Origin of the sequence: Cohnella fermenti (assembly GCF_004801405.1) — a bacterium.
GTDB classification, from domain to species: Bacteria; Bacillota; Bacilli; order Paenibacillales; family Paenibacillaceae; genus Cohnella; species Cohnella fermenti.
The window spans coordinates 211,026-234,637 of sequence record NZ_SSOB01000002.1 but is presented as its reverse complement, the minus strand read 5'-3'; the positions used below and the strand labels follow the sequence as shown (position 1 = coordinate 234,637).

Sequence of the window (23,612 nt, the reverse complement as noted above, 5' to 3'; positions counted from 1 at the left end):
GGCGCATTCCTTGGAACGATTCCGGGAATGCGCCCCCATTCCCATCTAATCAGAGGTATTCCTGCCCATGAACAAGCAACGACCATCCTCACCGTCGCGGGGGCGCTTCGACGGGCAGACATGGCTGCTGCTCGTCGTCAACGGACTGTTCGTGACGGCCCAGGCGCTGTCCGGCACGTTCCTCGGCGTTTATCTATGGAAGGCCAGCGGCAACTTCGTTCTGCTCGGCTGGTTCACGCTCATCGGCCACGCCTGCATGGCGCTGACGTTCTGGCTGGCGGGGCACGAGGTGAAGCGCGGCCGCAAGATGACGGTTCTCCGGCTGGGCATCGCTTCTTCCGCGGTGTTCTATTCGCTCGTGCTCCTGTTCGGCGCCGGAGCGATCCAGTACATCTGGCTGCTCGGCATCGTGCAGGGGCTCGCCGCCGGGCTCTTCTGGCTCGCGTTCAACACGCTCTACTTCGAGGTGACCGATGCCGACAACCGGGACCGCTTCAACGGGTTCGCGGGCGTCTTCGGAGCGCTGGCCGGAATGATTGCGCCCTGGTGCTCCGGGCTCGTCATCTCCCGGATGCAGGCGGACAGCGGGTATCGGGTCATCTTCATGACCTCTCTGGGCATCTTCGCCTTCGGGGTCGTCCTCAGCTTCTTCCTGCGGAATCGCAAGCCGGAGGACGGCTATGAGTGGCGGCACTCGCTTAACGTTCTTCAAGAAGCGGGCACTCCGTGGCGGAAGGTGGTTCCGGCGCTGGCCGCCCAAGGGCTGCGCGAGAGCGTGTTCGGTCTCATGATCGGGCTGCTCGTCTATATCAGCACGAAGAGCGAGCTTCAGCTCGGCAACTTCACGCTGCTCACTTCCGGAATCAGCTCCGTCAGCTACTTCGCCGTCGGCCGCTGGCTGAAGCCGCAGTGGCGCGTCCGCGGCCTGTTCGCGGGAGCTCTCGTCATGTCCGCGGCGGTGATTCCCTTCTTCCTCGGCATCGACTTCGGCATTATGCTGACGTTCGGCATCGCTGTCGGGCTGTTTATTCCGTTCTACATGATTCCGATGACGTCCGCGGTGTTCGATCTGATCGGCCGCGACGAAGCGAGCGCGAAGCTGCGCGTCGAATATATCGTGCTACGCGAGCTGTCGCTCAATGCGGGACGAATCGTCGGCATGCTTGCCTTCATCGCGACCGTCAACCTTACCCGGGCTCCGCTGGCGCTGACCGCCTTCCTGTTCGTGATCGGCTGCTCTCCGCTTGTCAGTTGGCTGCTCATGCGTCCGTTCCTCGCAGGCACGGCCCGCCGGACGGAGAAGGCGAATCCGGAGCCCGCCTAGAGGCATGTTCATGAGCCCTTGATCTCTGATACAATGGATAAGATTGAAGAACATCCGGAGGAGAGAGACATCCTGGAGCCAAGAACGAATTCGGATCGACTCATCGCGAAGGTGTGCATATTGGCTGGCAAAATCATGATGGAGAACGGAGCCGAGACATACCGGGTGGAGGATACGATGAAGCGGATTGCCGATTCGTTCGGTCTGCCCCGGTCGCAGTGCTTCGTTACGCCCACGGGCATTATGTTCTCGATAGAAGGAATCGTGCCGGATACCCGGCTGGTAGGCATCTCCGAGCGGTCTACGGACCTTCGCAAGGTCGCGGAAGTGAATGCGATCTCCAGGCGGATCGGAGCGGGCGAGCTGGCGCCGGAGCAGGCGTTGGAGCTCCTGGCTCGGGTCGAGGCTTCCCGGGAAGGCATCGCCCCCTGGCTCCGCACGGTATCCGCCGCGCTCGCAAGCGGATGCTTCCTGATCATGTTCGGAGGGCAATGGGCCGACTTCCTGCCGGCGATCGTTGCCGGCGGCCTGGGCTATGCCACGGTCTTCCGGGCTCAGCGGTTCTTCTCGCTGAAGCTGTTCGCCGAGGTTATGGCCGCCATCGTCGTCGGCCTGCTGGCCTGTCTGTTCGTGGCAACGGGAATCGGTCGGGAGCTGAACACGCTTATCATCGGTTCCGTCATGCCGCTCGTGCCCGGGGTGCTGATCACGAACGCCGTACGCGACCTGATGGCGGGGCACTATGTGTCCGGCCTGTCGAAGGGGGCGGAAGCGTGTCTGACCGCGCTCGCCATCGGCACGGGCATCGCCGTTGTCCTCTCCTTCTACGGAGGAGAGGGGGTGATTCCATGACGCTCCTAACGATCGTAGAGCAGGTGGCGACCAGCTTCGTCGCTGCGGCGGGCTTCGCCGTCCTGTTTAACGTTCCCGCGAGGAACATCGCGTATTGCGGCATCGCGGGCATGGCGAGCTGGATGGCGTATCGCCTCCTTCTGGAGGGGGGAGCGGACCCGATCGCCGCGACCTTGGCCGCCTCCTTCGTCGTCTCGGTGCTCAGTCAACTGTTCGCCAGAACGTTCCGGACTCCCGTCATTGTTTTCCTCATCTCGGGCATTGTGCCGCTCGTACCCGGCGGAGTCGCCTACGACGCGATGCGGAACGTCGTGGAGCACCAATACGATCTGGCGGTTCAGCTCGCGTTCGAAGCGTTTATGCTGTCCGGCTCGATCGCCTTCGGCATTCTGTTCTCGGAAGTGTTCAATCAAGTGATCCGCAGGCTGCGGACCAGAAGTTAACAGGTGGAATAGGGGAGAGGGGAAGCTAAGATGACGGCAGGAATATTGGCTCACCTGGTCGGGAGCCGGCCCTATCGGGAGCTGGCCAAGGAAGTGGCCGCACGGGGATTCCCGTACATGCAGCTCGCCTTGTCCAAGGCAATCACGGATGTGGACTTCTCGCTGGGGAAGCTGAGCCCCGGGCTCGGCAATGAAGTGGGCGGAGCGTTCGCCGAGAATGGCGTGCGCATCGCGGTGCTTGGCTGCTATGCCAGCCTGATCGACCTCGATGACGAGACGTACCGGCACAATGTCGACCGGTTCAAGGAGCATCTCCGCAACGCGCGCCACTTCGGGGCGCCGATCGTCGCGACCGAGGTCGGGGTGCCGCCGGCGAGGGACCCGGAGCTGCTGAAGAAGCATTGGGACCGTCTTCATGCGGCCATGGACGAGCTGGTCGAAGAAGCCGAACGCTTCGGGGCGATCATCGGCCTGGAGGCGGCCCAGAACCACCTCATCGATTCGCCGGAGACGATGGCCCGGACGATTGAGCGATACCCGTCCTCCTGCGTCGGCGTTGTGTTGGATCCTTGCAATCTGATGGGCAGCCACAACTTTGGCCGCCAGGACGAGGTGGTCCGCGAGGCGTTCCGCCTGCTCGGCCCGCGCATCGTCAGCGCGCACGCGAAGGACCTGAAGCGGGACGCGGACGGCATTCCGCGCGAGACGGCGGCCGGCAGCGGCGAGCTGAACTACGAGCTCTTCTTCTCGCTGCTGGAGCGGCAGAAGCCGCGCGGCTTCGTCACGCTCGAAGCGGTGACGGACGAGAACATGCAGGAGGCGGCAGCCTTCATAAGGGAAGGCCGAGCCGCAGCTCGCGCCTAGAAGCTTGCTTCGGTCTGCGCCACGCAAGTCATCGCAATATCCGGTAATGGGCGGTTCCGCTTAGGTGTCGCCCTGTCGGCGTGAGGCGCCGCCGGGAGATGCCGCCCTTCGCTTCGCGCCAGTGGAGGGAGCGGCCAAAGTCATATCGATCGCGCGCTTCATGGAGGCGCCGGCGGCGTCCCACGACCACTTGCGCATATCCGAACGGCCTTGCCGTCCCTTCCTGCGGCATGCGGCAGGATGAAGATAAGCCTCGAGCATCATGCTCTTCAGGCTCTCCAAGTTCGGCTCGGCCCACCGCTGGTCTTTGCCGGAGAAGAGGGAGCGAAATTTTCGGGAGATGGCGTGCGGTCCTCTCATACCGAGCAACGGTTTCCGCAGCTTGTAGCGGACAATGAAGGAGTTTCTCTCGTTGAGGAAGTCCATATGTCCTCCCCAGCCTGTCGCAATGACAGGGGTTCCGCTTGCCAGAGCTTCCATGAACGGCAAGCCGACTCCTTCTCCCCGGGTCGGCAGGACGAAGACATTCCCCAATGTATACAAGCCTCGCAATTTTTTGTCGCTTAAATAATCGGTGAGAAGCACAAAGGGCGCGGTCCGCTTGCGGATGCCCAATTCTTGCTTGTAACGCTCAATTCGCTTGCGAATCCAATGCCCGTTCTCGTGAGGAGCATAGCCATTCGTCTTGATAACCAGAAGCACGTTGTCCCTGTCCGAGAATTGCTCCCAATAGGCCCGCAACAGCAACTCGGGGTTCTTGCGGTGCTGGAAGCCGAACACCGAGACGAAGACAAACCGATTCTTCGACAAGGGCAGCGGATACTTCTCGTGGTCGGGATGGCAGGATCGCAGGTCAACCCCATGCGGCACAAGATGAATAGGAATCTTCACGCCACTCTTCCGGAACGCCTTCCGGTTCTGCTCGGAGGGCACGAAGAGGGCGTCGAATCGGTTGATGCGGGGAACCCAGGAGGCGGGAATCCGGGTTGTCTCCCAGACAGTATTGAGAAGCAGTCGGTCGTACAACTGACGCTCCTTATCGAGATTTGACGCGGAGGAGAGCTGATGGCAGATCAGTACGGACGGAGAATGGCCCTTACCAATCGCGCCAAGAGACGAATCGCTGCCTGTAAGGACACGAATGCCTTGCCTTCTTAAGGCGGCGACATAAGCGCGACTGGCGATCCCGAGGCCGGAAGACAGTGTGAGCGGGCCTTTCCAGACAACGCGGACAGAGGGCATCTCATTCACTCGCAATCAAGTTGGATTACGAGTAACCTATTCGACGGCGAGAGAGGAGGAATGGGCCGGAGCGTAGGATGAGGGAAATTAAATACGCAGGGGCTTGTCCGTTGTGCAAGAGCGAACAAGCCCGGTTGGCCGCTTGCGACATCTACAGCACTCGGCGTGCCGTGATATAGCGCTTGGAATACGTAGAAGAATTGATATCGCTGATCAAGAGACCGTTCCAGTTCGAACCGATGGTGTTATGGATGAACTTGCCGTCGCCGATGTAGATGCCGACGTGGTTGATGCCGCTCTTGCCGCTAACCGACAGGAAGATGAGGTCTCCCTTCTTCAGATTGCTCTTCGACACATAGGTGCCTTCCAGAGCCTGCTTCTTGGAGCTCCACGGGAGGCTGACTCCGTACTTGCCGAACACATACTTCGTGAACGAGGAGCAATCGAAGATCAGCTTGCTGGAATTGTTGACGTTGAATTTATAGGTTACTTTGCCCTTTAAGGACTTCGCCAGCGCGATGATCTTGTCCGCCTTCTGGCTCGCCGTCAAGGCCGAAGCGGATACTGCGCTCGCGGATACCGTCTGTGTCGTCGCTGCGGAGGCCGCCTTCGCGCCTCCGAATCCGGCAAGCCCGGAGCCCGCGAATACCGTCAGGCAAGCGACGGCCACGACAGTCTTCTTCCATCCGTTTGGGTTGTTCATGTCATCCTCCTATTGGGTAAGATTACGTTTACCTAGAGGAGTATAACATGGGGGTTGTCCGGACTTTGCGACTATGAGCCTATCTTAATTTTGCTAAAATTAGGTCTTCGGACCTCGCAACCAAGAGCATTCTTCCGCGAATCTCGCTTTGCCCCTCTGCCGCTTCCTTCCTCTTGTCCGTTGCTGCCAGCCTTCGGCATATTACCTCTTTAGCTGCCTATGTCCAGTTTACTTCCATCGAACAAATGCCCTATTGTGGATATTAATGGAACATAATATATTAAAATTGTTAATTAGGAATAAAAATGATTAAATCCGGGGACAGTTTTCAAGACGTGTGTTATATTCATTTACGCAAAATTCATTTACACAAAATCTCAAAAAAGTAGAAAAGGTGGAGGGGTAACTATGTTGAACAAGCTTACGAAATGGGCAGTACCGGCCGTCGCGTTGCTGATGCTCGCGACCGCATGCGGCAACAACAATAACAATGCGTCGGGCGGGTCGTCGGCTCCGGCAAGCAGCCCGGCTTCGACCGAGTCGGCAACGCCGAGCGAGAGCGCAAGTCCGGAAGCGACCGGTTACGTTCCGAAGAAGCTGACGGTGCAGTTCGTTCCTTCCCAGAATGCGGACACGCTCGAAGCGAAGGCCAAGCCGCTCGAGAAGCTTCTCAGCGATCGCATCGGCATCCCCGTCGAAGTCAGCGTCTCCACCGACTATAACACGATTATTGAAGCGATGGCGTCGAAGAAGGTCGACGTCGGCTTCCTGCCTCCGACCGCCTACGTTCTCGCCAAGGAGAAGGGCGCGGCAGAGGTTATCCTTCAGGCGCAGCGGTTCGGCGTCGACGATGCGACCGGCCAACCGACGACGGAGCTGGTTGACGGCTACAAGTCGATGATCATCGTCAAGAAGGATTCCCCGATTCAATCGGTTGCCGATCTGAAGGGCAAGAAGATCGCTTACCAGAACGTAACGTCCTCCGCCGGATTCGTCTGGCCCGCCGCATTGCTGATGGACAACGGCCTTGATCCGTTGAAGGACGTTCAGCCGATCACTGTCAAGGGCCACGACCAAGGCGTTCTGGCCGTTCTGAACGGCGACGTGGACGCGGCTGCGATCTTCCAGGACGCGCGCACCACGGTCGCGAAGGATTACCCGACGGTGTTCGAAGACACCCGCGCGCTCGCGTTCACGGACTTCATTCCGAACGACACGATCTCCGTTCGTTCCGATATGAATGCCGAGTGGGTGAAGAAGCTGCAGGATGCGTTTATCGACATCGGCAAGAGCGAAGACGGCCATGCGATCATCAAGGACATCTACACGCATGAAGGCTACGTCGTCTCCGACGACAGCAAGTTCGATATCGTTCGCGATTACGGCGAGCGCGTCAAGACGGAGTAAGCGAGACCGGGACAGGCGCGACTGAGGGCATCAACGCACCCCGAATAGAACAGCCAGCCGGATAATCCGTTATTCGCTGGCTGTGCTTTTTATTCCAATCGCCAAAGGACGGATGGACCGTGATCGAACTTCGCAACGTATCCAAATCTTATCCGAACGGGACCAAAGGTCTGAACCGGATCAACCTGACGATCGGCAAGGGCGAGTTCGTCGTTATCGTCGGTCTGTCCGGCGCGGGCAAGTCCACCATGCTGCGCTCCATCAACCGCCTTCACGAGATTACCGAAGGGGAGATTCTGATCGAAGGCAAGTCGATCACCAAGGCCAAGGGGGCCGGGCTTCGCCGCATTCGCCGGGATATCGGCATGGTGTTCCAGAGCTTCAATCTCGTTAAGCGATCTTCGGTCATTCGCAACGTTCTCGCCGGACGCGTCGGGTATCACTCGACTCTGAGAACGGTGCTCGGCTTGTTCCCGAAGGAGGACATCAACCTGGCTCTGAACGCGCTGGAGCGGGTTAACATATTGGAGAAGGCGTACATCAGGGCGGATCAGCTCTCCGGCGGGCAGCAGCAGCGGGTGGCGATCGCCCGGGTGCTGGCCCAGCAGGCGAAGATTATTCTCGCGGACGAGCCGGTCGCTTCGCTCGACCCTCTCACGACGAAGCAGGTCATGGACGATCTGCGGAAAATCAACCAGGAGCTCGGCATCACAACGATCGTGAACCTCCATTATATCGATCTGGCGAGAGAATATGCGACGCGCATCATCGGCCTGCGGGCCGGGGAAGTCGTCTTCGACGGTCCGGTCGCGGAGGCGACCGACGAGGTGTTCGCCGCCATCTACGGCCGTCCGATCCACAAGGACGAGCTGCTCGGAGAGGCGGCGCTATGAACGGACCGGGGACAAGCCCAGCAAGCCGACTGCCGAAGAAGCCGAGCCGGATCAAGCACTATTTGACCTTTATCCTTATCGTATGGATGGTCTGGGGGAGCGCCGTCGCGACCGACTCCACGTTCAGGGAGCTGTTCACCGGCCTTCCCGAGATGTGGAAGCTGATCGACGAGATGTTCCCGCCGAATTGGAGGTACTTCGACAACGTCGTTCCGGCCATGCTCGATACGATCCGGATGGCCATCGCGGGAACGACGTTCGGCGCCATTATCGCGATTCCGTTCGCGGTGATCTCCGCGAGCAACATCGTGAAGTCGCCGTGGATTCTCTATCCGGCGAGATTCGTTCTGAACCTGATCCGGACGATTCCGGATCTCCTTCTGGCGGCGCTCTTCGTCGCCATCTTCGGCCTGGGCCTCATGCCGGGCGTGCTTGCCCTCGCGGTGTTCTCCATCGGCCTGATCGCCAAGCTGACGTACGAGGCGACGGAGACGATCGACCCGGGGCCGCTTGAGGCGATGACATCGGTCGGCGCGAACCGGATTCAGCGAATCGTGTTCGGGGTCGTTCCGCAGGTGGCCGCTCACTACGTCTCATACGTGCTCTACACCTTCGAGATCAACGTGCGGGCAGCCGCGGTGCTCGGCTTGGTCGGCGCGGGCGGCATCGGCTTGTATTACGAGAAGACGCTCGGCTTCCTCGAATACGACAAGACGAACAGCATCATTCTGTTTACGCTCGCGGTTGTGCTGCTCATCGACTTTATCAGCACCAAGCTAAGGGAGAAGCTGCTATGAAGAGGCGCATCTGGCTTAGGTGGACGATCGTCGCCGCCCTTATTCTGATCTATGTATGGACATTCGCGGGAATCCGCTTCGACGGCATCAAGCCGACCGCGGGGAAGATTACGCACTCGATCTTTAAAGGGATTTTCTCCCCGGATTGGAATTACGTCTATCTGCCGGAGGGGGAGGACCTGCTGCGCGGCTTGCTCGAGACGCTGGAGATCTCGATTCTCGGTTCGGTCATCTCCGCGATTGTGTGCGTGCCGTTCGCCTTCTGGTCGGCCTCCCGCCGAGGCAAGAACAGGGCCGTCTCGGGCTCCGGCAAGTTCGTTCTGAGCTTCATCCGCACCTTCCCGGAGCTCGTCATGGCGATTCTGTTCACGAAGGCCGTCGGTCCCGGCTCCTTCGCCGGAGCGCTTGCGCTCGGTCTGCATTCCATCGGCATGCTCGGCAAGCTGTTCGCGGAGGAGGTCGAGAACATGGACGCCGGCCCGACCGAGGCGCTTATCGCCACCGGAGCGAATCGCTTCCAGGTGCTCTGGTTCGCGGTGATCCCGCAGGTGCTGCCCGGCTTCCTGTCCTATTCGCTCTACCGGTTCGAGATCAATGTGCGTTCGGCGACGATTCTCGGCTTCGTCGGCGCGGGGGGCATCGGCACGCCGCTCATCTTCGCGCTCAGCAGCCGCAACTGGGAGCGCGTCGGCATCATTCTGCTCGGCATCATCGTCATGGTTACGCTGATTGACCTGATCTCGGGTTATCTTCGGCGGAAGCTGGCCTGATCGGAGCTTGTCCGGAGGGGGCGTTGTCGGCTGCGCGAGAGCGCCCGCGGCGGCCCCTTGGCCGGCTGCGGCGGGATAATGGAAAATAATTTTTTCCAATAATGAACAATCTCTGTATGTCATGTGCAATAAATCACAAAATTAAGCGGCGAACACCGCATTTTACAAAGAAATGCCCTTCATGTTTGGCGGAATTGGGTGTAGAATAGACAAGAAAGGTTCAGTTTCGACCTGCTTATGTCGACGAGCTGGAACGATATCGGGCAAGATGCTAACGTCTTTACGCAAGGGGACCGTCCAACGATCTTCTATGTGAAAAATGTTACAATGTATCCTAGCGCGTTGTCGTCGACGAATCGTTGCCTTCGCGGGCCGAACGGCGCAACCGATTAGGATACTCATTGCAAAGGAGGATGCAACTGCATGTCACAAGTGTCGCAAGAGGCAATCGCAGCAGAGAAGCCATCGATCGACGTGCTCGATCAATTGATGAAGCCTGAGGTTCAGGAATCCCTTACCGTTCTGGTGGAGAACCTGCCCAAGCTGGCAGAGATGGTTACGTTCTTGACGAAGGCATACGATTTCGCTCAGAGCGTTGCTACCGACAAGGTGCTGATCAACGACTTCGCGCACGGAATCGGAGAAGTCGTGAAGCCTGTCGTGGATAAGACGAAGAATATCGCGGCAGCGGCTATCGAAGCCGGAGACCGCGCGGAAGCCGATACGGCGACGGTCGGCCTGTTCGGCCTGCTCAAGCTGCTCAAGGACCCTCAGCTTCAGAAGACGCTGCGCTTCACGCAAGCGTTCCTGACGGTGCTCGGCGAGAAACAGCAAGCTAAATAACGATTCGCGAAGAACGGAGGATAAAGAATGTCTAAGAAGATTCTAATTCTGGGCGGCGGATACGGCGGCTTGCTGACGGCTCTGACGGCTCGCAAGCACCTGAGCGTCAGCGAAGCTCAGATTACATTGATTAACCGTTATTCGACCCACCAAATCATTACCGAGCTTCATCGCCTCGCGGGCGGTACGATCGGCGAAGACGCAGTCGCTCTTCCGCTGACCAAGCTGCTGAAGGGCAAGGGCGTCAATGTGGTTGTCGACACGGTATCGGAGATCAAGCCGGACGACAAGAAGGTATTGACGGCGAGCGGCACCGCTTATACGTACGATGCGCTTGTTGTTGCGCTCGGCAGCGAGACGGCGTTCTTCGGCATCCCCGGCCTGCAGGAGAACAGCTTCACGCTGAAGTCGGCCGAAGAAGCGAACCGCATCCGCACGCACGTGCTTGCCCGCCTGGACGCTTACAAGCAATCCGGCGACAAGAAGGACGCGACGATCGTCGTTGGCGGCGGCGGCCTGACCGGCATCGAGCTCGTTGGCGAATTCGTCGACAAGCTTCCGGAGATCTGCAAGGCGAAGGGAATCGACTTCGACGACATCAAGCTATACGTTGTGGAAGCGGGCCCGAACATTCTGCCGATCTTCCCGCAAGAGCTGATCGACCGCGCGGTTGTCTCCCTCGAGAAGCGCGGCGTAGAAGTCATCACCGGCGTCGCGATCACGGAAGCGACCAAGGATACGGTTGCGCTGAAGGACGGCCGCGTGCTCGAGTCGAACACGATCATCTGGACCGGCGGCGTTCAAGGCCATCCGGTCGTCGCGAACAGCGGCATCGAAGTTAACCGCGGCCGCGCTTCGGTCACGGACGTCCTGCAATCGACTTCGCATCCGGAAGTGTTCCTCGCAGGCGACTGCGCGGTCGTTATCCCGAGCGAAGGAGCCCGTCCTTACCCGCCAACCGCTCAATTGGCTTGGCAGATGGGCGAGACGGTCGGCGCCAACCTCGCCGTCTTCTTCAAGGGCGGCAAGATGGAGAAGTTCGAGCCGGTCTTCTCCGGCACGCTCGGAAGCCTCGGCCGCAAGGATGCGGTCGGCACGGTCGGCGGCAACAACATCCGCCTGAAGGGCACGCCGGCTTCGCTGATGAAGGAAGCGAGCAACATCCGTTACCTGTCGCACATCCACGGCCTGTTCGCGCTGGCGCACTGATAACGGAACCATAACGGTACCATAATAGCCGCGATCGGCTTCTTCCTCGATGAGCAATCGAGCGAAGGAGCCGATTTTTTTGTCTTGGCGAGCGGAGGTGCTGAAAAACAAATAAACCCATTGCTAAATTTAGCGAAAATAGTATGCGGATTGAAGTCGAATTGTGTTTACGAAGCAAGATTGATGCTATAAACTAAACTCACAGCTAAAGTTGTTAGGTTATTCGTTGCTAAATTTAGCAAGGATTGCTTGATCGATTTGCTCAGGCTCCTCGTCTGCAAGGCCTGCTTGCGAGCGAGGCGGAGACGCGAAGCGGAACGGGAGATCGGGAAGCTTGTATGCGGAGAAGTTTGGTAAGCGCTTGCATGTCGCTTGGAGCTGTTATATCCTTATGAGCCCAATAAAAGTGGAGAGGAGAGTTGCGGATGTCGATTGTAACGATGAACTTCGAGAGTCAATACCTGCATTCCAGTCATGAGGTCAGCATCATTCTTCCGAATCGCCCCCGCGATGTGGATGCCCGGAAGTATTACGCCGGCGGAGCAAGGTACAAGGTGCTCTGGCTGCTTCACGGAACCTTCGGCGATCATACCGATTGGCTGCGGCGGACGAACATCGAGCTGTACGCCGGAGAGAAGGATTTGATTGTCGTCATGCCGAGCGCGTTGAACAGCAATTATTCCAATTGGGATCGCGCCATGTTGGGCTACGGAATGTACGATTACTTGACGGAAGAGCTGATGCCGCTCATCTACAACTGGTTCCCCGCCTCCGGCAAGCGAGAGGACAACTTTATCGCCGGCCTGTCGATGGGGGGCAGAGGGGCGATCAAATACGCGGTGAATCATCCGGACAAGTTCGCGGCTGCGGCCATTCTCTCGGCGGCTCCGGTCGACTTCTCGGCCTTGACGGAAGAGGATCTGACGAAGGACGATCCGTTCTCGCAACGGATGAAGGGGATGGTGGACAATGCGGGAGGGCTCGACGCGTTCGTCAATTCGAACGAGAACGTATGGGCCATCATGAATGCGCTTGCGGGAACAGGGACTTTGCCTAAGCTCCTTTTTGCTTGCGGAACCGCGGACAAGCCGATTTACGACAATTTGCTGCTTTTCCAAGAACACGCCGGGCGGATCGGACTGGAAGCCGAGTTCTGGACGTTGGAGGGCTTCCGGCATGAATGGAGGTTCTGGGATCTGGCTATCCAGCAGGCGCTTGAATTCTTCGGACTGGAGGATAGCGGCGCTAGTCCGTTCTGATTGATCCGATTGGCAAGGAATGCGGTACGGAGCAACACAAGCAGGATGAAGAGGAGGAAGGAATGGAATGAAGGGACAAATCGTTATTCTGCCGGGAATGCCGAACGATGAGAACAGGGATTACTTGCCGGAGGCGATTCGGGGCTCTGATATGATCGTGAATGAGAATGGCAACAACTCTCAGGTATATCCGTCGGGATTGAAGGAGCATCGGGGGCAACTGGCGGACGGGGTGGAGGATGTCTGGTACGAATATGTGCCCAAGAGCTATGACGGGAGCCGTCCGGTGCCGCTTGTGCTGTCGATGCATGGAGGGCTCATGACCGGATGGGGACAGGCCGTGTATACGTCATGGACGCTCGTGGCGGACAGGGAAGGGTTTATTGTCGTATTCCCGAGCGCGGGGAAGCGCCGCTTCTGGACGATTGAATGCGAGAAGGAGAAGCTGGCGGAGGCTACGGCTCCGCGCGACGACGATATCTATATCAATGTGCCTCCAGAGCGTCCAGAGGACAACCATGACATGAACTTTGTTCTCGCCCTTATGGATCGAATGAAGCAGCAGTACGCCATCGACGAGGGAAGGGTCTACATCCAGGGGATGTCGATGGGTAATCTGATGACCAGTCAGATGGTTCGTTACTATGGACATCTGTTCGCCGGCAAGGCCGGTTCCGGAGGTCCTTCAAGCCCCGGACTGCTGTTCGATGAATCCGACGAATTGATCAACCGCGGCGGCCCGGTTGCTGTCTGGCAATCCCGGCTCGAGCACGACGTTGTGCCTCCGCACTTCAAGGGAGACACGGATACGGTCGTCAGGCGCAACCGGGAGTATTGGAGCCGGATCAACGGATGCCTTCCGATTCCCGAGATCAAGATCGAGGGAGAGGACAACCTCGCCTTCTACAAGGGCGAACGGGGAGACATGGTGTTCCGCGACGTCAAGAACAGGGACCACGGACAGACCTTCGACGACGCCGAGCTTGTGTGGGACTACTTGTTCTCGGGAACGAGGAGGGATGCGGACGGTCGAATCGTTCATGAGGAATCGCTCCTTCCGCGTCGGGGAGACGAGTTCAATATCGCAGTTGCCGCCGGCTCCGACAAGGCGTTCGTGCGCAATAGTGTTGTTCCCATGGGCAAGCCGGCGTTCGTACACCGCAAGCTCAAGTACCACGGACTGAACGGGGATACCATCGTCAGGGGTGAGTATGTGCTTGTGCCGGTCTCGTTCGCGGCATCCGTGTTCGGGGCGGAATGCCGGTCTTCGGCGGACGGATGGACTGCAGAACTGTCGTTCCCGGACGGAAGGGCGGTCCAGTTCGCTCGAGGCAGCATCGGCTGCGTAGTTGACAATCGCGTCCGAGCGATGCTGTGTGAGGCCGTTCTGGCGGATGGAGAGCTTCATGTCTCCATCGAGTGGCTGTGCCGGAGCTTGTTCAACCATCATGCCACTTCCTGCGAGGGTGTTCTCTATATGACGGATCATCCTGCGGAGCTGTCGAAGAATATGGCCCATCTGATTCGCGACGAGATTTTGTTCGCATAACGGAAGAGGAGGAGGGGGATAACGGTGGCGGTCATTCGAATGAACCTGCTGTCGGAAGCGTTAAGGATGCAGACGAATATCACGGTGTGCCTGCCTACCTACAGCTTCGCGGACAGCATGCAGGGAATTGGGGCGACGTATGTTCCCGGAACGAAGTTCCAGGCGCTGTATCTGCTGCACGGCGGGAGCGGAGATGACAGCGATTATCTCCACTACACCAACATCGTTCGATATGCGGATAAGCATAAGCTCGCGGTTATCATGCCGAGCGGCTACAATTCCTGCTATACGGACGAGGAGGACGGGGAGAAGTACTACACCTATATCGCGGAAGAGCTGCCGAAGGTGTGCGAGGCGTTGTTGCCGATCTCGACCGCAAGGGAGGACCGATTCGTCGGAGGCTTGTCGATGGGGTCGCACGGGGCGATGAAGCTGGCGATGAACCATCCGGAGAGATTCGCCGCTGCGTTGCTGCTGTCAGGGGCCTCCTACCGGCCCGGCGTGCCGGGAGCCGTCAAGACCCTGAACGGGGAATTCGACTTCAAGGATGGAATGAAGATTCCCTTCAGCGGCATACAGCGCAAGCTGGACGATCCGGATTATATTCGCGGGACGGTCAACGATGTGTATGCCGTCGCCCAACGCAACGCGGAAGAAGGGCCGAAGCTGCCGAAGCTCTTCTTCCGGGTGGGAGACAGCGATCACGCGCTGTATCGGACGCTTGCCGCCGAGAAGGACCTGCGCGAGTGGGGATACGAGACCAGGCTCGAGGTTGTGGCCGGAATGGGGCACGAATGGGACCTGTGGGACGAGTCGCTTCGGCTCGCCATCGAGACCTGGCTGCCGCTCCGCCGCGAGGCCGTTGCAGGAGGCTGCCCATGAAGACCAATTCCGGCATTCAAGTGAAGCAGATTGCCGAAGCGGCAGGGGTGTCGTCGAGCACGGTCTCGATGGTTCTGAACAACAGGGCCGGTGAATTCCGGATTGCGGAGAGCACGATTGAACGGATTCTTCAAGCCGCCGATGAGCTTGGGTATCGGCATGCGCCGAGGAACAAGTCGAAGAAGCGCAACCATCATAAGTCTCTCCTGTGCGCTTTCTGCCCGACGAACTTCGAGAAGGGGCCAATCGCGCAATATTACGCCGGCATTCAGAGATATTGGAGCGAGCAGGACGTCACATACGAGACCGTGCTGTTCCCCTTCGAGCTGGGGCGACTGAAGGATAAGGCTTCGTGGCTGTCGAGCGAGTTTATCGCCGGGGCGCTCCTGATGGCGCTCACCGAGGAGGATATCGGTTTTATCGAGAATCATAAATTCGATATTCCGATTATTCTGATCAATCGGACGGCCAAGGGCTACTGCTCGGTGCTGACGGACGATTATGCAGTCGGCGACAGCGCGATGGCGCACTTCATCAAGAGGGGCCATCGAAGCTTCGGAATCGTCTCCCCCAATTACTCCAGTCGGGCTCTGAGCCTGCGTTCGACCGGCTACCGGGATCGGTTCAACGTCTTCCGATCGGAGAATGGGGATGTGTTCTTCGCTCCGGTCACGTATGGCGACGACAGCGACGAAGGGGGGTATATCGCCATGAATGCCTTGTTGGATTCCGGGAGTATTCCGACATCGGTATTCATTCCAAGCGACAATATGATCAGCGGGGCGATGCGAAGCATCCACGAGCATCGGCTTGACTGTCCGGAGGAGATCGAGGTCATCTCGTACGGCAACAAGGCGGTTAATTCCATCGTTCAACCAGGCGTAACCAGCTTCGCTCCCCCTTCCGCGGAGATGAGCTACCGCTCCGCCGAGCTCCTTCATCGCTTCATGAAGGAAGGACGGTGGGTGGACAACGTCAAGCTCAGCTTCGAGGCGCAATGCGTCTATCGCGACAGCAGCCCGGAGCGGGGAACGATACGAAGAGAGAACGGTTCGGGCCAAGGGAGCAGAGAGGAGACATCATGAGGAAAATAACGAATCAAGTCATGCTGATCACCTATGCGGACAGCATGGGCGGCAACCTGAAGGAGCTCAAAAGGAATTTGGACAAGCACTTCAAGGGAGTCGTCGAAGGAGTTCACATTCTGCCTTTCTATCCTTCCTCGGGAGATCGGGGCTTCGCCGTCATCAACTATGACGAGGTCGACCCTGCCTTCGGAACATGGGAGGACATCCGCGACTTCTCGGAGGAGCACTATCTGATGGCGGACTTCATGATCAATCATGTCTCGATCCGCAGCGAGGAGTTCCGGGATTATATGGAGCGGGGGGAGGCTTCGCCCTATCGCGAGATGTTTATCCATTGGAACGAGTTCTGGCCGAGCGGGGAGCCGACTGAACGGGAGCTGGAGACGCTCTATCGCAGAAAGCTGCAGGGTCCTTACAAGGAGTTCACTCGCAAGGACGGCAAGACGGTGAAGATCTGGAACACCTTCTTCGAGGAGCAGGTGGATATTGATCCGTGGGCGCCGGCCACGCAGAGCTATTACGAACGGAATCTGGAGCGGCTGGCGCAATATGTTCCGTTAATCCGCTTCGACGCGTTCGCCTATGCTTCCAAGAAGCCGGGGACAAGCTGCTTCTTCGTCGAGCCGGAGGTGTGGGATGTGCTTGAGATCGGCATGAGGCCGCTTAACAAGTACGGCACCGAGATGCTTCCGGAGATCCACGAGAACTATCAAATCCAGCTCAAGATGGCGGAGCGGGGACATTGGGTATACGACTTCGCGCTGCCGCTGCTAATGCTTCACGGCCTGATGAGCGGAAGGACGGATCGGCTGCTGCATTGGTTGAAGATATGTCCGCGCAAGCAATTTACGACGTTGGATACTCATGACGGCATCGGGGTAGTCGACGTAGCCGGCCTGCTGACCGACGAGGAGATCGACCTGGTGCGAGAGCGCGTGAATCGGAAGATCGAGCCGGTGCAGAAGTATATCAAGCTGCCGGGCGGCTTCATCAAGACATCCGGAGCCCAAGCCAGGCAATATCAGTTGATGTGCTCGTATTATTCCGCTCTTGACGAGAACGACGCCGCCTATCTGCTCGCTCGAGTCGTGCAATTGTATGTGCCGGGAATTCCGCAGGTGCACTACGTCGGTCTGCTGGCCGGAGAGAATGACGTGGAGTCGGTGGTCCGCCTCGGCGAAGCCCGAAGCATCAACCGGCACGATTATACGTCCGAGGAGATCGATCGGCGCGTGACGTATCCGATGCTTCAGCGCTTGTACGGGATAATGCGCTTCCGCAACAGCCATCCGGCATTCGGAGGGGAGCTCGAACTCGGCGAACAGGCGGAGGATGGCCGGCTGACCATCGGTTGGCGTCTCGGGAAGGATTGGACAACGCTTCGGGCGAACTTCCGCACCATGGAATTCGAGATCGCTTACACGAATGAGTCCGGAGGAGTCGAGATTCTGTGAGTCTGTGCGGGCGGATGACCGCCGAAGGAGGAATTGGGTATGGAATTCAGAGGAAGAGTGAATCCCGAGCTGTTGGAAGGGCTGTCGCTTCTTCCCGCGCTGCGCTTGCCCGATGATCTGGCCAAGGTGCGCAGCTTCGAGCCATTGCCCCGAGAGAGGTCGCCGCTCGTTCGCCAGAGCCGCGTGCGGATGACGGGAGCGGGCGGTCAGGAGATGCTGCTCAAGATTTACGAGCCGGAACAGAGACCGGAAGCCGAGCTTCCAGCGCTGCTGTGGATTCATGGGGGAGGATATATTCTCGGGCATCCCGATATGGAGGATGCGATCTGCGAGCAGTTCGTGCTCGAGGCAGGCTGCGCAGTGTTCTCGCCGGACTACCGGCTCGCTCCCGATTCGCCTTATCCCGCAGCGATTGAGGACTGTTATGCCGCGCTGCTGTGGCTGGAGAGCGCAGCGGCGGAACGGCGCATCGACCGCAGTCGCATAGCGATCGGAGGAGCGAGCGCGGGAGGCGGATTGACGGCTGCGCTGGCGCTTCTCGCCCGGGATCGGGGAGCCCCGCCGATTATGTTCCAGATGCCGCTGTATCCGATGCTCGACAAGCGCAATGTGACGCCTTCGAGCCATGAGATTGTCGATCCTTCGGTATGGAACCGGGAGAACAATCAGGCGGCCTGGCGGATGTATCTGGGTACGGAGGACAGCGACAGCCCTTATGCGTCGCCGAGTCTCGCCTCTTCGCTGGAGGGGCTTCCGCCCGCCTACCTGTGCGTCGGACAGCTTGATGCATTCCGCGATGAGACGATCGACTACGCGGCAAGGCTAGCCCAGGCGGGGGTGGATGTGGAGTTTCATTTGTATCCGGGCGGCTATCATGCGTTCGAGAATTTTATTCGCGAAGCCGAGATCAGCAAGCGGGCGCGCGGGGATTACGTGAGGGCGCTTGCGGAGGCGTTCGCCCGCTCGCGTCGCAAGCAAGAATAGAATGAATGTCGCCGCCGGGCGCATTCGTGGGAACGGATTCGTCAGGAACGCCTGACAAGGACAGAACAATTGAAAACGGGAGGTTTTATTCGATGTCAAAGAAAGCGCTAACATTAATGGCGACAGGCATACTTGCGGCGGGAACGATTCTAGCGGGCTGCTCGAAGGACGGCAACAATTCAGCGTCGGAGTCCGGCGCTGCCGCATCCTCGTCCTCCGAAGCCGAGATGTATACGGTGAACTTCGCCTACCACGCGCCCAAGGAGGGCAATCAGGCCGCGGTCAACGAGAAGATCAACGAGCTGACGATGAAAGAATTGAACATGAAGGTGAACCTGATTCCGATCACCTGGGATACGTACAACTCGAAGATGTCCCTGATGCTGACCGCAGGGGAGCCGATCGATATTGCCTTCGCGTTCGCCTTCAGCTTGCCAAGCTTTATGGATCAGGGCTTCATCGTCGATGCATCTGACTACACGGAATACACGAAGGGAATTTACGAGGTGCTGGGCGACGATGTGAACGCCGGGTATATCGGCGACACCCTTGCCGGCTTCCCGATGATGAACGTGCGCGCGACGCCGTCGGGCCTCTTCGTCCGCAAGGACCTGTTCGAGCAGCTTGGCTATAAGGAATCGGACTTCAGCGTGACCACGGACGACATGTCCAGCTTCAACCAAATTACCGAGATGTTCGCCAAGGCCAAGGAGGCGTTCCCGGATATTACTCCGTTCGACGGCTACCGGACTTTCGCACTGAACACGATCACTTACGTCGACGGGGTAGGCGACAACTTCGGCGTTCTGGAGAACTACGGGCAGTCGGACCAGATTGCGAACTGGTACGAATCGGAGCAGTTTAAGCAATTCGCTCTGCTGAACCGCGAATGGTACACGAAGGGCTACTCGTCGAAGGACATCGCGGTAAGCACCGAGCTCGGTCAAGCGAAGATGAAGGCGGGCAAGACATTCTCGTTCTTCGCCTCGTACGGAGCGAATGCATTGACCGATGTGAAGTCCCAGACCGGCTATGACACCGTGCTGATTCCCGTATCGAGCAAGATGAAGTCGACAACCTCGGTGAACGGCGCTCTGAACGTTGTGTTGAATACGTCCAAGAACAAGGAGAAGGCGTTCGAGTTCCTGAATTGGGCTTATCAGAGCAAGGAATTCAACGATCTGCTGAATTGGGGGGTGCCGGGCGTGGATTGGGTCGTCGACGAGAACGGGCAGGCCGCTTATCCCGAAGGCGTTACCGCCGCGACGGTCAACTATCATTCCGACTACGGCTTTATTTACCCGAACCAATATTTGATGACGCCGTGGGCGGGCAGCCCGGACAACATCTGGGAACGTTACAAGACGTTCGGCGACGATGCGCTTGTCTCCAAGGCGTACGGGTTCACGTTCGATTCTTCGTCGGTGGCGATGGAGGAGTCGCAGCTGGCGGCGGTGCTCGCCAAGTACGAGAATGCCATCAGCTTCGGTACGGTTGAGCCGGAGAGCTTTATCAAGAAGTTGAACGACGAGCTCTATGACGCCGGTCTCCAGAAGGTCATGGATGAGAAGCAGCGCCAACTGGACGAGTGGCAGGCCGCTCAATAGCATGGTTCGCCGGAGGACCGCTGCCGCAGAAGCGGCACGGTCTTCCGGTCGACGGTTCGAAGGGGATGAACGGATATGAGCAAGCTTAGGTCCTTTATGCCGCTGTATCTGATGATGCTTCCGTGCGCGGCTTATCTGATTCTCAACAACTATGTGCCGATGGCCGGCATCGTGGCGGCCTTCAAGTCTTACAAGGCGACCGAGGGGATATTCGGAAGTCCGTGGGTGGGATTCGATAACTTTAACTATCTGTTCAAGTCCAACGATATCAACATTATCATCCGCAACACGCTTCTGTACAACGTCGCCTTTATTGTCATCAACAATGTTGTCGGCATTGCGCTGGCTATCATGATTACCGAGATCAAGCACAAGGCGTTGAGGAAGTGGTACCAGAGCTCGGTGCTGCTGCCGTTCACCATGTCGATGGTCGTCATCAGCTATGTCGTGTTCGCCTTCCTCAGTCAGCAGAACGGCATGCTGAACAACGGCATTCTGAAGAGCCATCCGGTGGCTTGGTACAGCGATCCAACCTGGTGGCCGCTCATTCTGATTATCGTCAACTGTTGGAAATATGTCGGCTACGGCACGCTTATCTATATTGCGGGGTTGTCGGTGATCGATCGCTCCTTGTATGAGGCGGGAGCAATCGACGGCGCCGGCAAGTGGAAGCAGATTGTACACATTACGCTCCCTTCCCTGGTTCCGTCGATGATTACGCTGTTCCTGCTAAGCATCGGGCGCATCTGTTATTCGGACTTCGGCTTATTCTACCTCGTACCGCAGAACTCGGGCACTCTGTTCAATGTGACGGCGACGATCGATACGTACGTGTACGGAGCGCTGATGTCTGCCGGCGGAATCGGCCGTTCGGCGGCGACGGGCTTGCTGCAGGCGGTTGTCGGCTTCGTGCTGGTGCTGGTGGCGAACGCGCTGGTTCGCCGACTCAGCTCGAAGGATGCCATGTTCTAATTCGGACAGAGGGAAGGTAAGCAACGATGATTGAAAACAGAGCTCAGCAGTGGACGTTCCACCTTATACTGGCACTCGTCTCCCTGGCGATGGTGCTTCCCTTGGCGCTGCTGCTTATCTCGTCGATAACGGATGAGAATACGCTTGTCTCCGACGGCTATTCCTACTTCCCGGCCAAGCTCAGTCTGGGGGCTTATGAATATATTACGAGCAATTCCTCGACGATCTTCAAAGCGTACGGCATTACCGTTGTTGCGACGCTGATCGGCACGTTCCTGGGCCTGCTTGTTACGGCTCTGATCAGCTACCCGCTGTCGGTCAAGGGTTTGCCCGGCAAGGGCCCGATTACGTTCTTCATCTTCTTCACGATGCTCTTCAACGGCGGGCTGGTGCCTTCCTATATGATGTGGACGGGGCTGGGAGTCGTCAACACGATCTGGGCTTATATCTTCCCGTTCCTGTTGACCAATGCGTTCAATATTATTCTTATTCGCTCCTACTTCGCCTCCAATATCCCCGAGGAGCTTTACGAGTCGGCGAAGATCGACGGGGCGGGCTACTTCCGGATCTTCTTCAGCTTGGCGCTTCCCCTCGGCAAGCCGATCCTGGTGACGATAGGGTTGTTCTCTTGTCTGAATTATTGGAACGACTGGCAGAACGGACTGTACTTCATTACCGATCCTTCGATGCTCAGCATCCAGGCGGTGCTCAACAAGATGAACCAGAATATTCAGGCGGTCCTGTCCTACACGAGCATGAGCTCAAGCGCGACCGCGCAGATCCCGCAAGTATCCATCCGCATGGCGATTGCATTCGTCGCCATACTGCCGATCCTGATCCTGTACCCGTTCCTGCAGAAGTACTTCGCGGACGGAATCATGCAGGGGGCAGTCAAGGGCTGAATGGCATGAGCTTGCGCAGCGGAGAGGAGGAACTAACGATGAGGGCAAGCATTGCGATTCCGCCGGGAACGCCGGACGACGACAACCGGGACTACTTGCCTGAAGCGATCCGCGGATCGGATATCGTTGTCAACGAGAATGGCAATAACTCCCGGACATATCCCGAGGGGCTTGCGGAATTCCGCGAGAAGGGGGAGGACGGCCTGGAGCGCGTCTGGTACGAGTATGTGCCGTCCTCGTATGACGGCACGCAAGAGGTGCCGCTTGTCGTCTCGTTCCACGGAGGCTTGATGACCGGATGGGGGCAGGCCGTCTATTCATCGTGGACGCTCATTGCCGAACGGGAAGGATTCATTGTGTTGTTCCCGAACGCGACGGAACGGCGAATCTGGATGGTGGAATGCGAGCGGAAGACGCTCGACATCATCGGCAAGCCGAATCCGAGTGGCTTCTATATGCATACGCCTCCCGACAACCCCGACGACAACCGGGACATGAGCTTTGTCCTGTCTCTGATCGCTCGACTCGGGAGCCGATACAGGATCGATCGCGAACGGATATATGCGCACGGGATGTCGATGGGCGACATTATGGCAAGCCAGATGGCGCGGTATCATGGGGGAGTCTTCGCCGGCCAGGCGGGGGCGGCCGGGCTGACCTGGCCGGAGGTTCTCTTCGACGAACGTGGGGAACCGAATAACCGGACGGGGCCGTTGCCGGTATGGCAGTCTCGGATGGAGCATGACAGCGTTCCCCTGAACGAGGAGCACACGGCGTGGTTCGTGCGCCGCAACCGGGATTATTGGAAGCGGCTGAACGGCTGCGAGAGCTTGCCGGCGATCCGGATCGAGGGCGAGAACAACTTCGCCTTCTATTCCGGGGAGCGGGCCGACTATGTATTCCATGAAGCAAAGAACCGGGACCATGGCCAGACGTTCGACGACGCCGAGTTGGTCTGGAGCCGCTTCTTCTCGGGATGGAGAAGAGAGGAGGCCGGTCGGCTTGCGAGGTCGGCTTCGGACATCTCCCGCCAAGGGGACGAATTCGCAATCGCCGTCGCTTGCGGTTGCGACAAGGCTTATGTCATTAATGGTTTGATCGGCTTGTCAGGCTCTGTGATTAAGCGGCAGAAGAGGAAGTATCACGGACTGAACGGAGAGATTGTCGTTCGCGGAGAGTATCTGCTGACGCCGGCAACGTTCGTCTCGGAGCTGTTCGCCGCGAGCTTCGACTCGGCGTTCGACGGACGCAGCGTAAGGATGACGCTGAAGGACGGACGCACGCTTCAATTCGCCGAGGGCAGCATTGGCTGTGTGGTGGACGGGCGAGTGATGTCCATGCACGGCGAGGCCGTCTTCACCCAAGGGCAGCTCTATGTCCCCTTGCGTTGGATCGGCGAACGGCTGTACTCCCTGCATGTCTCCTTCTGCGATGACGTGCTGTACCTGACCGATCATGACGCTCAATTATCCCTTCATATGGCCAAACTGATTCGCGACGAGATTCTGTGCGATCCTCATCTGGCTTCACCGACTAACGCTGCAGCGGAAATTATGGAATGAGTGATA

22 protein-coding genes are annotated in these 23,612 nt (G+C 58.2%); 20 read left to right on the top strand and 2 right to left on the bottom strand.

The genetic code is table 11. The features are described from left to right. Positions 1-67: 67 nt before the first annotated feature. The 4 genes from E6C55_RS02555 to E6C55_RS02540 are packed head-to-tail and all read left to right on the top strand — an operon-like array spanning position 68 to position 3,483. Entirely contained in the window at positions 68-1,324 is a 1,257-nt protein-coding gene (locus tag E6C55_RS02555) for an MFS transporter (RefSeq protein ID WP_136368198.1), read from the top strand. Positions 1,325-1,357: 33 nt separating this feature from the next. Beyond that, positions 1,358-2,176: a threonine/serine exporter family protein gene (locus E6C55_RS02550; protein WP_136368197.1), complete on the top strand. Its 819-nt coding sequence runs from the start codon at positions 1,358-1,360 to the stop codon at positions 2,174-2,176. Continuing rightward, the gene (locus E6C55_RS02545; protein ID WP_136368196.1) at positions 2,173-2,619 is read left to right on the top strand and encodes a threonine/serine exporter family protein; all 447 of its coding nucleotides are present in this window, start codon (positions 2,173-2,175) and stop codon (positions 2,617-2,619) included. The genes E6C55_RS02550 and E6C55_RS02545 overlap by 4 nt, the downstream gene beginning before the upstream one ends. Positions 2,620-2,649: 30 nt before the next feature. Continuing rightward, a complete protein-coding gene (locus E6C55_RS02540; protein WP_136368195.1) occupies positions 2,650-3,483 on the top strand; it encodes a sugar phosphate isomerase/epimerase family protein in 834 nt (277 codons plus the stop codon). Positions 3,484-3,543: 60 nt separating this feature from the next. Here the strand turns inward: E6C55_RS02540 and E6C55_RS02535 are convergent, their stop codons facing one another. Then, positions 3,544-4,725 (bottom strand): glycosyltransferase family 4 protein, encoded by a 1,182-nt coding sequence (locus E6C55_RS02535; protein ID WP_136368194.1) that lies wholly within the window; start codon positions 4,723-4,725, stop codon positions 3,544-3,546. A 151-nt stretch (positions 4,726-4,876) separates the two neighbouring features. Beyond that, the gene (locus E6C55_RS02530; protein WP_136368193.1) at positions 4,877-5,428 is read right to left on the bottom strand and encodes a C40 family peptidase; all 552 of its coding nucleotides are present in this window, start codon (positions 5,426-5,428) and stop codon (positions 4,877-4,879) included. Positions 5,429-5,836: 408 nt separating this feature from the next. Between E6C55_RS02530 and E6C55_RS02525 the strand changes: the two genes are divergently transcribed. From E6C55_RS02525 to E6C55_RS02450, 16 genes are all read left to right on the top strand, one after another. Then, positions 5,837-6,835 (top strand): phosphate/phosphite/phosphonate ABC transporter substrate-binding protein, encoded by a 999-nt coding sequence (locus E6C55_RS02525; RefSeq protein WP_230986490.1) that lies wholly within the window; start codon positions 5,837-5,839, stop codon positions 6,833-6,835. 119 nt (positions 6,836-6,954) lie between these two features. Beyond that, positions 6,955-7,728: a phosphonate ABC transporter ATP-binding protein gene (gene phnC / locus E6C55_RS02520; protein WP_136368192.1), complete on the top strand. Its 774-nt coding sequence runs from the start codon at positions 6,955-6,957 to the stop codon at positions 7,726-7,728. Further along, complete coding sequence (phnE, locus tag E6C55_RS02515; protein ID WP_136368191.1) at positions 7,725-8,525, top strand: phosphonate ABC transporter, permease protein PhnE; 801 nt, start codon at positions 7,725-7,727, stop codon at positions 8,523-8,525. Before phnC ends, phnE (E6C55_RS02515) begins: the two co-directional genes overlap by 4 nt. Next, positions 8,522-9,295: a phosphonate ABC transporter, permease protein PhnE gene (gene phnE / locus E6C55_RS02510; protein ID WP_136368190.1), complete on the top strand. Its 774-nt coding sequence runs from the start codon at positions 8,522-8,524 to the stop codon at positions 9,293-9,295. Before phnE (E6C55_RS02515) ends, phnE (E6C55_RS02510) begins: the two co-directional genes overlap by 4 nt. Before the next feature lie 423 nt (positions 9,296-9,718). Then, positions 9,719-10,138 carry a DUF1641 domain-containing protein gene (locus tag E6C55_RS02505; RefSeq protein ID WP_136368189.1) on the top strand — a complete coding sequence of 140 codons (420 nt, stop codon included), beginning with the start codon at positions 9,719-9,721 and terminating at the stop codon, positions 10,136-10,138. A 27-nt stretch (positions 10,139-10,165) separates the two neighbouring features. Further along, entirely contained in the window at positions 10,166-11,347 is a 1,182-nt protein-coding gene (locus tag E6C55_RS02500) for an NAD(P)/FAD-dependent oxidoreductase (RefSeq protein WP_136368188.1), read from the top strand. A gap of 425 nt (positions 11,348-11,772) precedes the next feature. Continuing rightward, positions 11,773-12,606, top strand: coding sequence for an alpha/beta hydrolase (locus tag E6C55_RS02495; RefSeq protein WP_136368187.1), 834 nt, complete (start codon positions 11,773-11,775; stop codon positions 12,604-12,606). 67 nt (positions 12,607-12,673) lie between these two features. Beyond that, positions 12,674-14,155, top strand: coding sequence for an alpha/beta hydrolase family esterase (locus E6C55_RS02490; RefSeq protein ID WP_136368186.1), 1,482 nt, complete (start codon positions 12,674-12,676; stop codon positions 14,153-14,155). A 24-nt stretch (positions 14,156-14,179) separates the two neighbouring features. Further along, the gene (locus E6C55_RS02485) at positions 14,180-15,037 is read left to right on the top strand and encodes an alpha/beta hydrolase (protein WP_136368185.1); all 858 of its coding nucleotides are present in this window, start codon (positions 14,180-14,182) and stop codon (positions 15,035-15,037) included. After that, complete coding sequence (locus tag E6C55_RS02480) at positions 15,034-16,122, top strand: LacI family DNA-binding transcriptional regulator (protein WP_168735414.1); 1,089 nt, start codon at positions 15,034-15,036, stop codon at positions 16,120-16,122. Before E6C55_RS02485 ends, E6C55_RS02480 begins: the two co-directional genes overlap by 4 nt. After that, complete coding sequence (gtfA, locus tag E6C55_RS02475) at positions 16,119-17,579, top strand: sucrose phosphorylase (protein ID WP_136368183.1); 1,461 nt, start codon at positions 16,119-16,121, stop codon at positions 17,577-17,579. The genes E6C55_RS02480 and gtfA overlap by 4 nt, the downstream gene beginning before the upstream one ends. 39 nt (positions 17,580-17,618) lie before the next feature. Beyond that, positions 17,619-18,563: an alpha/beta hydrolase gene (locus E6C55_RS02470; RefSeq protein ID WP_136368182.1), complete on the top strand. Its 945-nt coding sequence runs from the start codon at positions 17,619-17,621 to the stop codon at positions 18,561-18,563. A 92-nt stretch (positions 18,564-18,655) separates the two neighbouring features. After that, the gene (locus E6C55_RS02465) at positions 18,656-20,170 is read left to right on the top strand and encodes an ABC transporter substrate-binding protein (RefSeq protein WP_168735413.1); all 1,515 of its coding nucleotides are present in this window, start codon (positions 18,656-18,658) and stop codon (positions 20,168-20,170) included. Positions 20,171-20,245: 75 nt separating this feature from the next. Continuing rightward, positions 20,246-21,142, top strand: a complete 897-nt coding sequence (locus tag E6C55_RS02460) for an ABC transporter permease (RefSeq protein WP_168735412.1) — start codon at positions 20,246-20,248, stop codon at positions 21,140-21,142. Positions 21,143-21,168: 26 nt separating this feature from the next. After that, a complete protein-coding gene (locus E6C55_RS02455) occupies positions 21,169-22,044 on the top strand; it encodes a carbohydrate ABC transporter permease (protein ID WP_136368180.1) in 876 nt (291 codons plus the stop codon). Between the two features lie 38 nt (positions 22,045-22,082). Further along, positions 22,083-23,606, top strand: coding sequence for a stalk domain-containing protein (locus E6C55_RS02450; RefSeq protein ID WP_136368179.1), 1,524 nt, complete (start codon positions 22,083-22,085; stop codon positions 23,604-23,606). Positions 23,607-23,612: the final 6 nt, after the last annotated feature.

Bases quoted from the DNA above. Each gene is read 5' to 3' on its own strand.
- E6C55_RS02530 (WP_136368193.1), bottom strand. From the start codon at position 5,428: ATGAACAACCCAAACGGATGGAAGAAGACTGTCGTGGCCGTCGCTTGC.
- E6C55_RS02490 (WP_136368186.1), top strand. From the start codon at position 12,674: ATGAAGGGACAAATCGTTATTCTGCCGGGAATGCCGAACGATGAGAAC.
- E6C55_RS02465 (WP_168735413.1), top strand. From the start codon at position 18,656: ATGTCAAAGAAAGCGCTAACATTAATGGCGACAGGCATACTTGCGGCG.
- gtfA (WP_136368183.1), top strand. From the start codon at position 16,119: ATGAGGAAAATAACGAATCAAGTCATGCTGATCACCTATGCGGACAGC.
- phnE (WP_136368191.1), top strand. From the start codon at position 7,725: ATGAACGGACCGGGGACAAGCCCAGCAAGCCGACTGCCGAAGAAGCCG.
- E6C55_RS02535 (WP_136368194.1), bottom strand. From the start codon at position 4,725: ATGCCCTCTGTCCGCGTTGTCTGGAAAGGCCCGCTCACACTGTCTTCC.
- E6C55_RS02480 (WP_168735414.1), top strand. From the start codon at position 15,034: ATGAAGACCAATTCCGGCATTCAAGTGAAGCAGATTGCCGAAGCGGCA.
- E6C55_RS02555 (WP_136368198.1), top strand. From the start codon at position 68: ATGAACAAGCAACGACCATCCTCACCGTCGCGGGGGCGCTTCGACGGG.
- E6C55_RS02470 (WP_136368182.1), top strand. From the start codon at position 17,619: ATGGAATTCAGAGGAAGAGTGAATCCCGAGCTGTTGGAAGGGCTGTCG.
- E6C55_RS02525 (WP_230986490.1), top strand. From the start codon at position 5,837: ATGTTGAACAAGCTTACGAAATGGGCAGTACCGGCCGTCGCGTTGCTG.
- E6C55_RS02500 (WP_136368188.1), top strand. From the start codon at position 10,166: ATGTCTAAGAAGATTCTAATTCTGGGCGGCGGATACGGCGGCTTGCTG.
- E6C55_RS02460 (WP_168735412.1), top strand. From the start codon at position 20,246: ATGAGCAAGCTTAGGTCCTTTATGCCGCTGTATCTGATGATGCTTCCG.
- E6C55_RS02545 (WP_136368196.1), top strand. From the start codon at position 2,173: ATGACGCTCCTAACGATCGTAGAGCAGGTGGCGACCAGCTTCGTCGCT.
- phnE (WP_136368190.1), top strand. From the start codon at position 8,522: ATGAAGAGGCGCATCTGGCTTAGGTGGACGATCGTCGCCGCCCTTATT.
- E6C55_RS02505 (WP_136368189.1), top strand. From the start codon at position 9,719: ATGTCACAAGTGTCGCAAGAGGCAATCGCAGCAGAGAAGCCATCGATC.
- E6C55_RS02455 (WP_136368180.1), top strand. From the start codon at position 21,169: ATGATTGAAAACAGAGCTCAGCAGTGGACGTTCCACCTTATACTGGCA.
- E6C55_RS02495 (WP_136368187.1), top strand. From the start codon at position 11,773: ATGTCGATTGTAACGATGAACTTCGAGAGTCAATACCTGCATTCCAGT.
- E6C55_RS02540 (WP_136368195.1), top strand. From the start codon at position 2,650: ATGACGGCAGGAATATTGGCTCACCTGGTCGGGAGCCGGCCCTATCGG.
- E6C55_RS02550 (WP_136368197.1), top strand. From the start codon at position 1,358: ATGGATAAGATTGAAGAACATCCGGAGGAGAGAGACATCCTGGAGCCA.
- E6C55_RS02450 (WP_136368179.1), top strand. From the start codon at position 22,083: ATGAGGGCAAGCATTGCGATTCCGCCGGGAACGCCGGACGACGACAAC.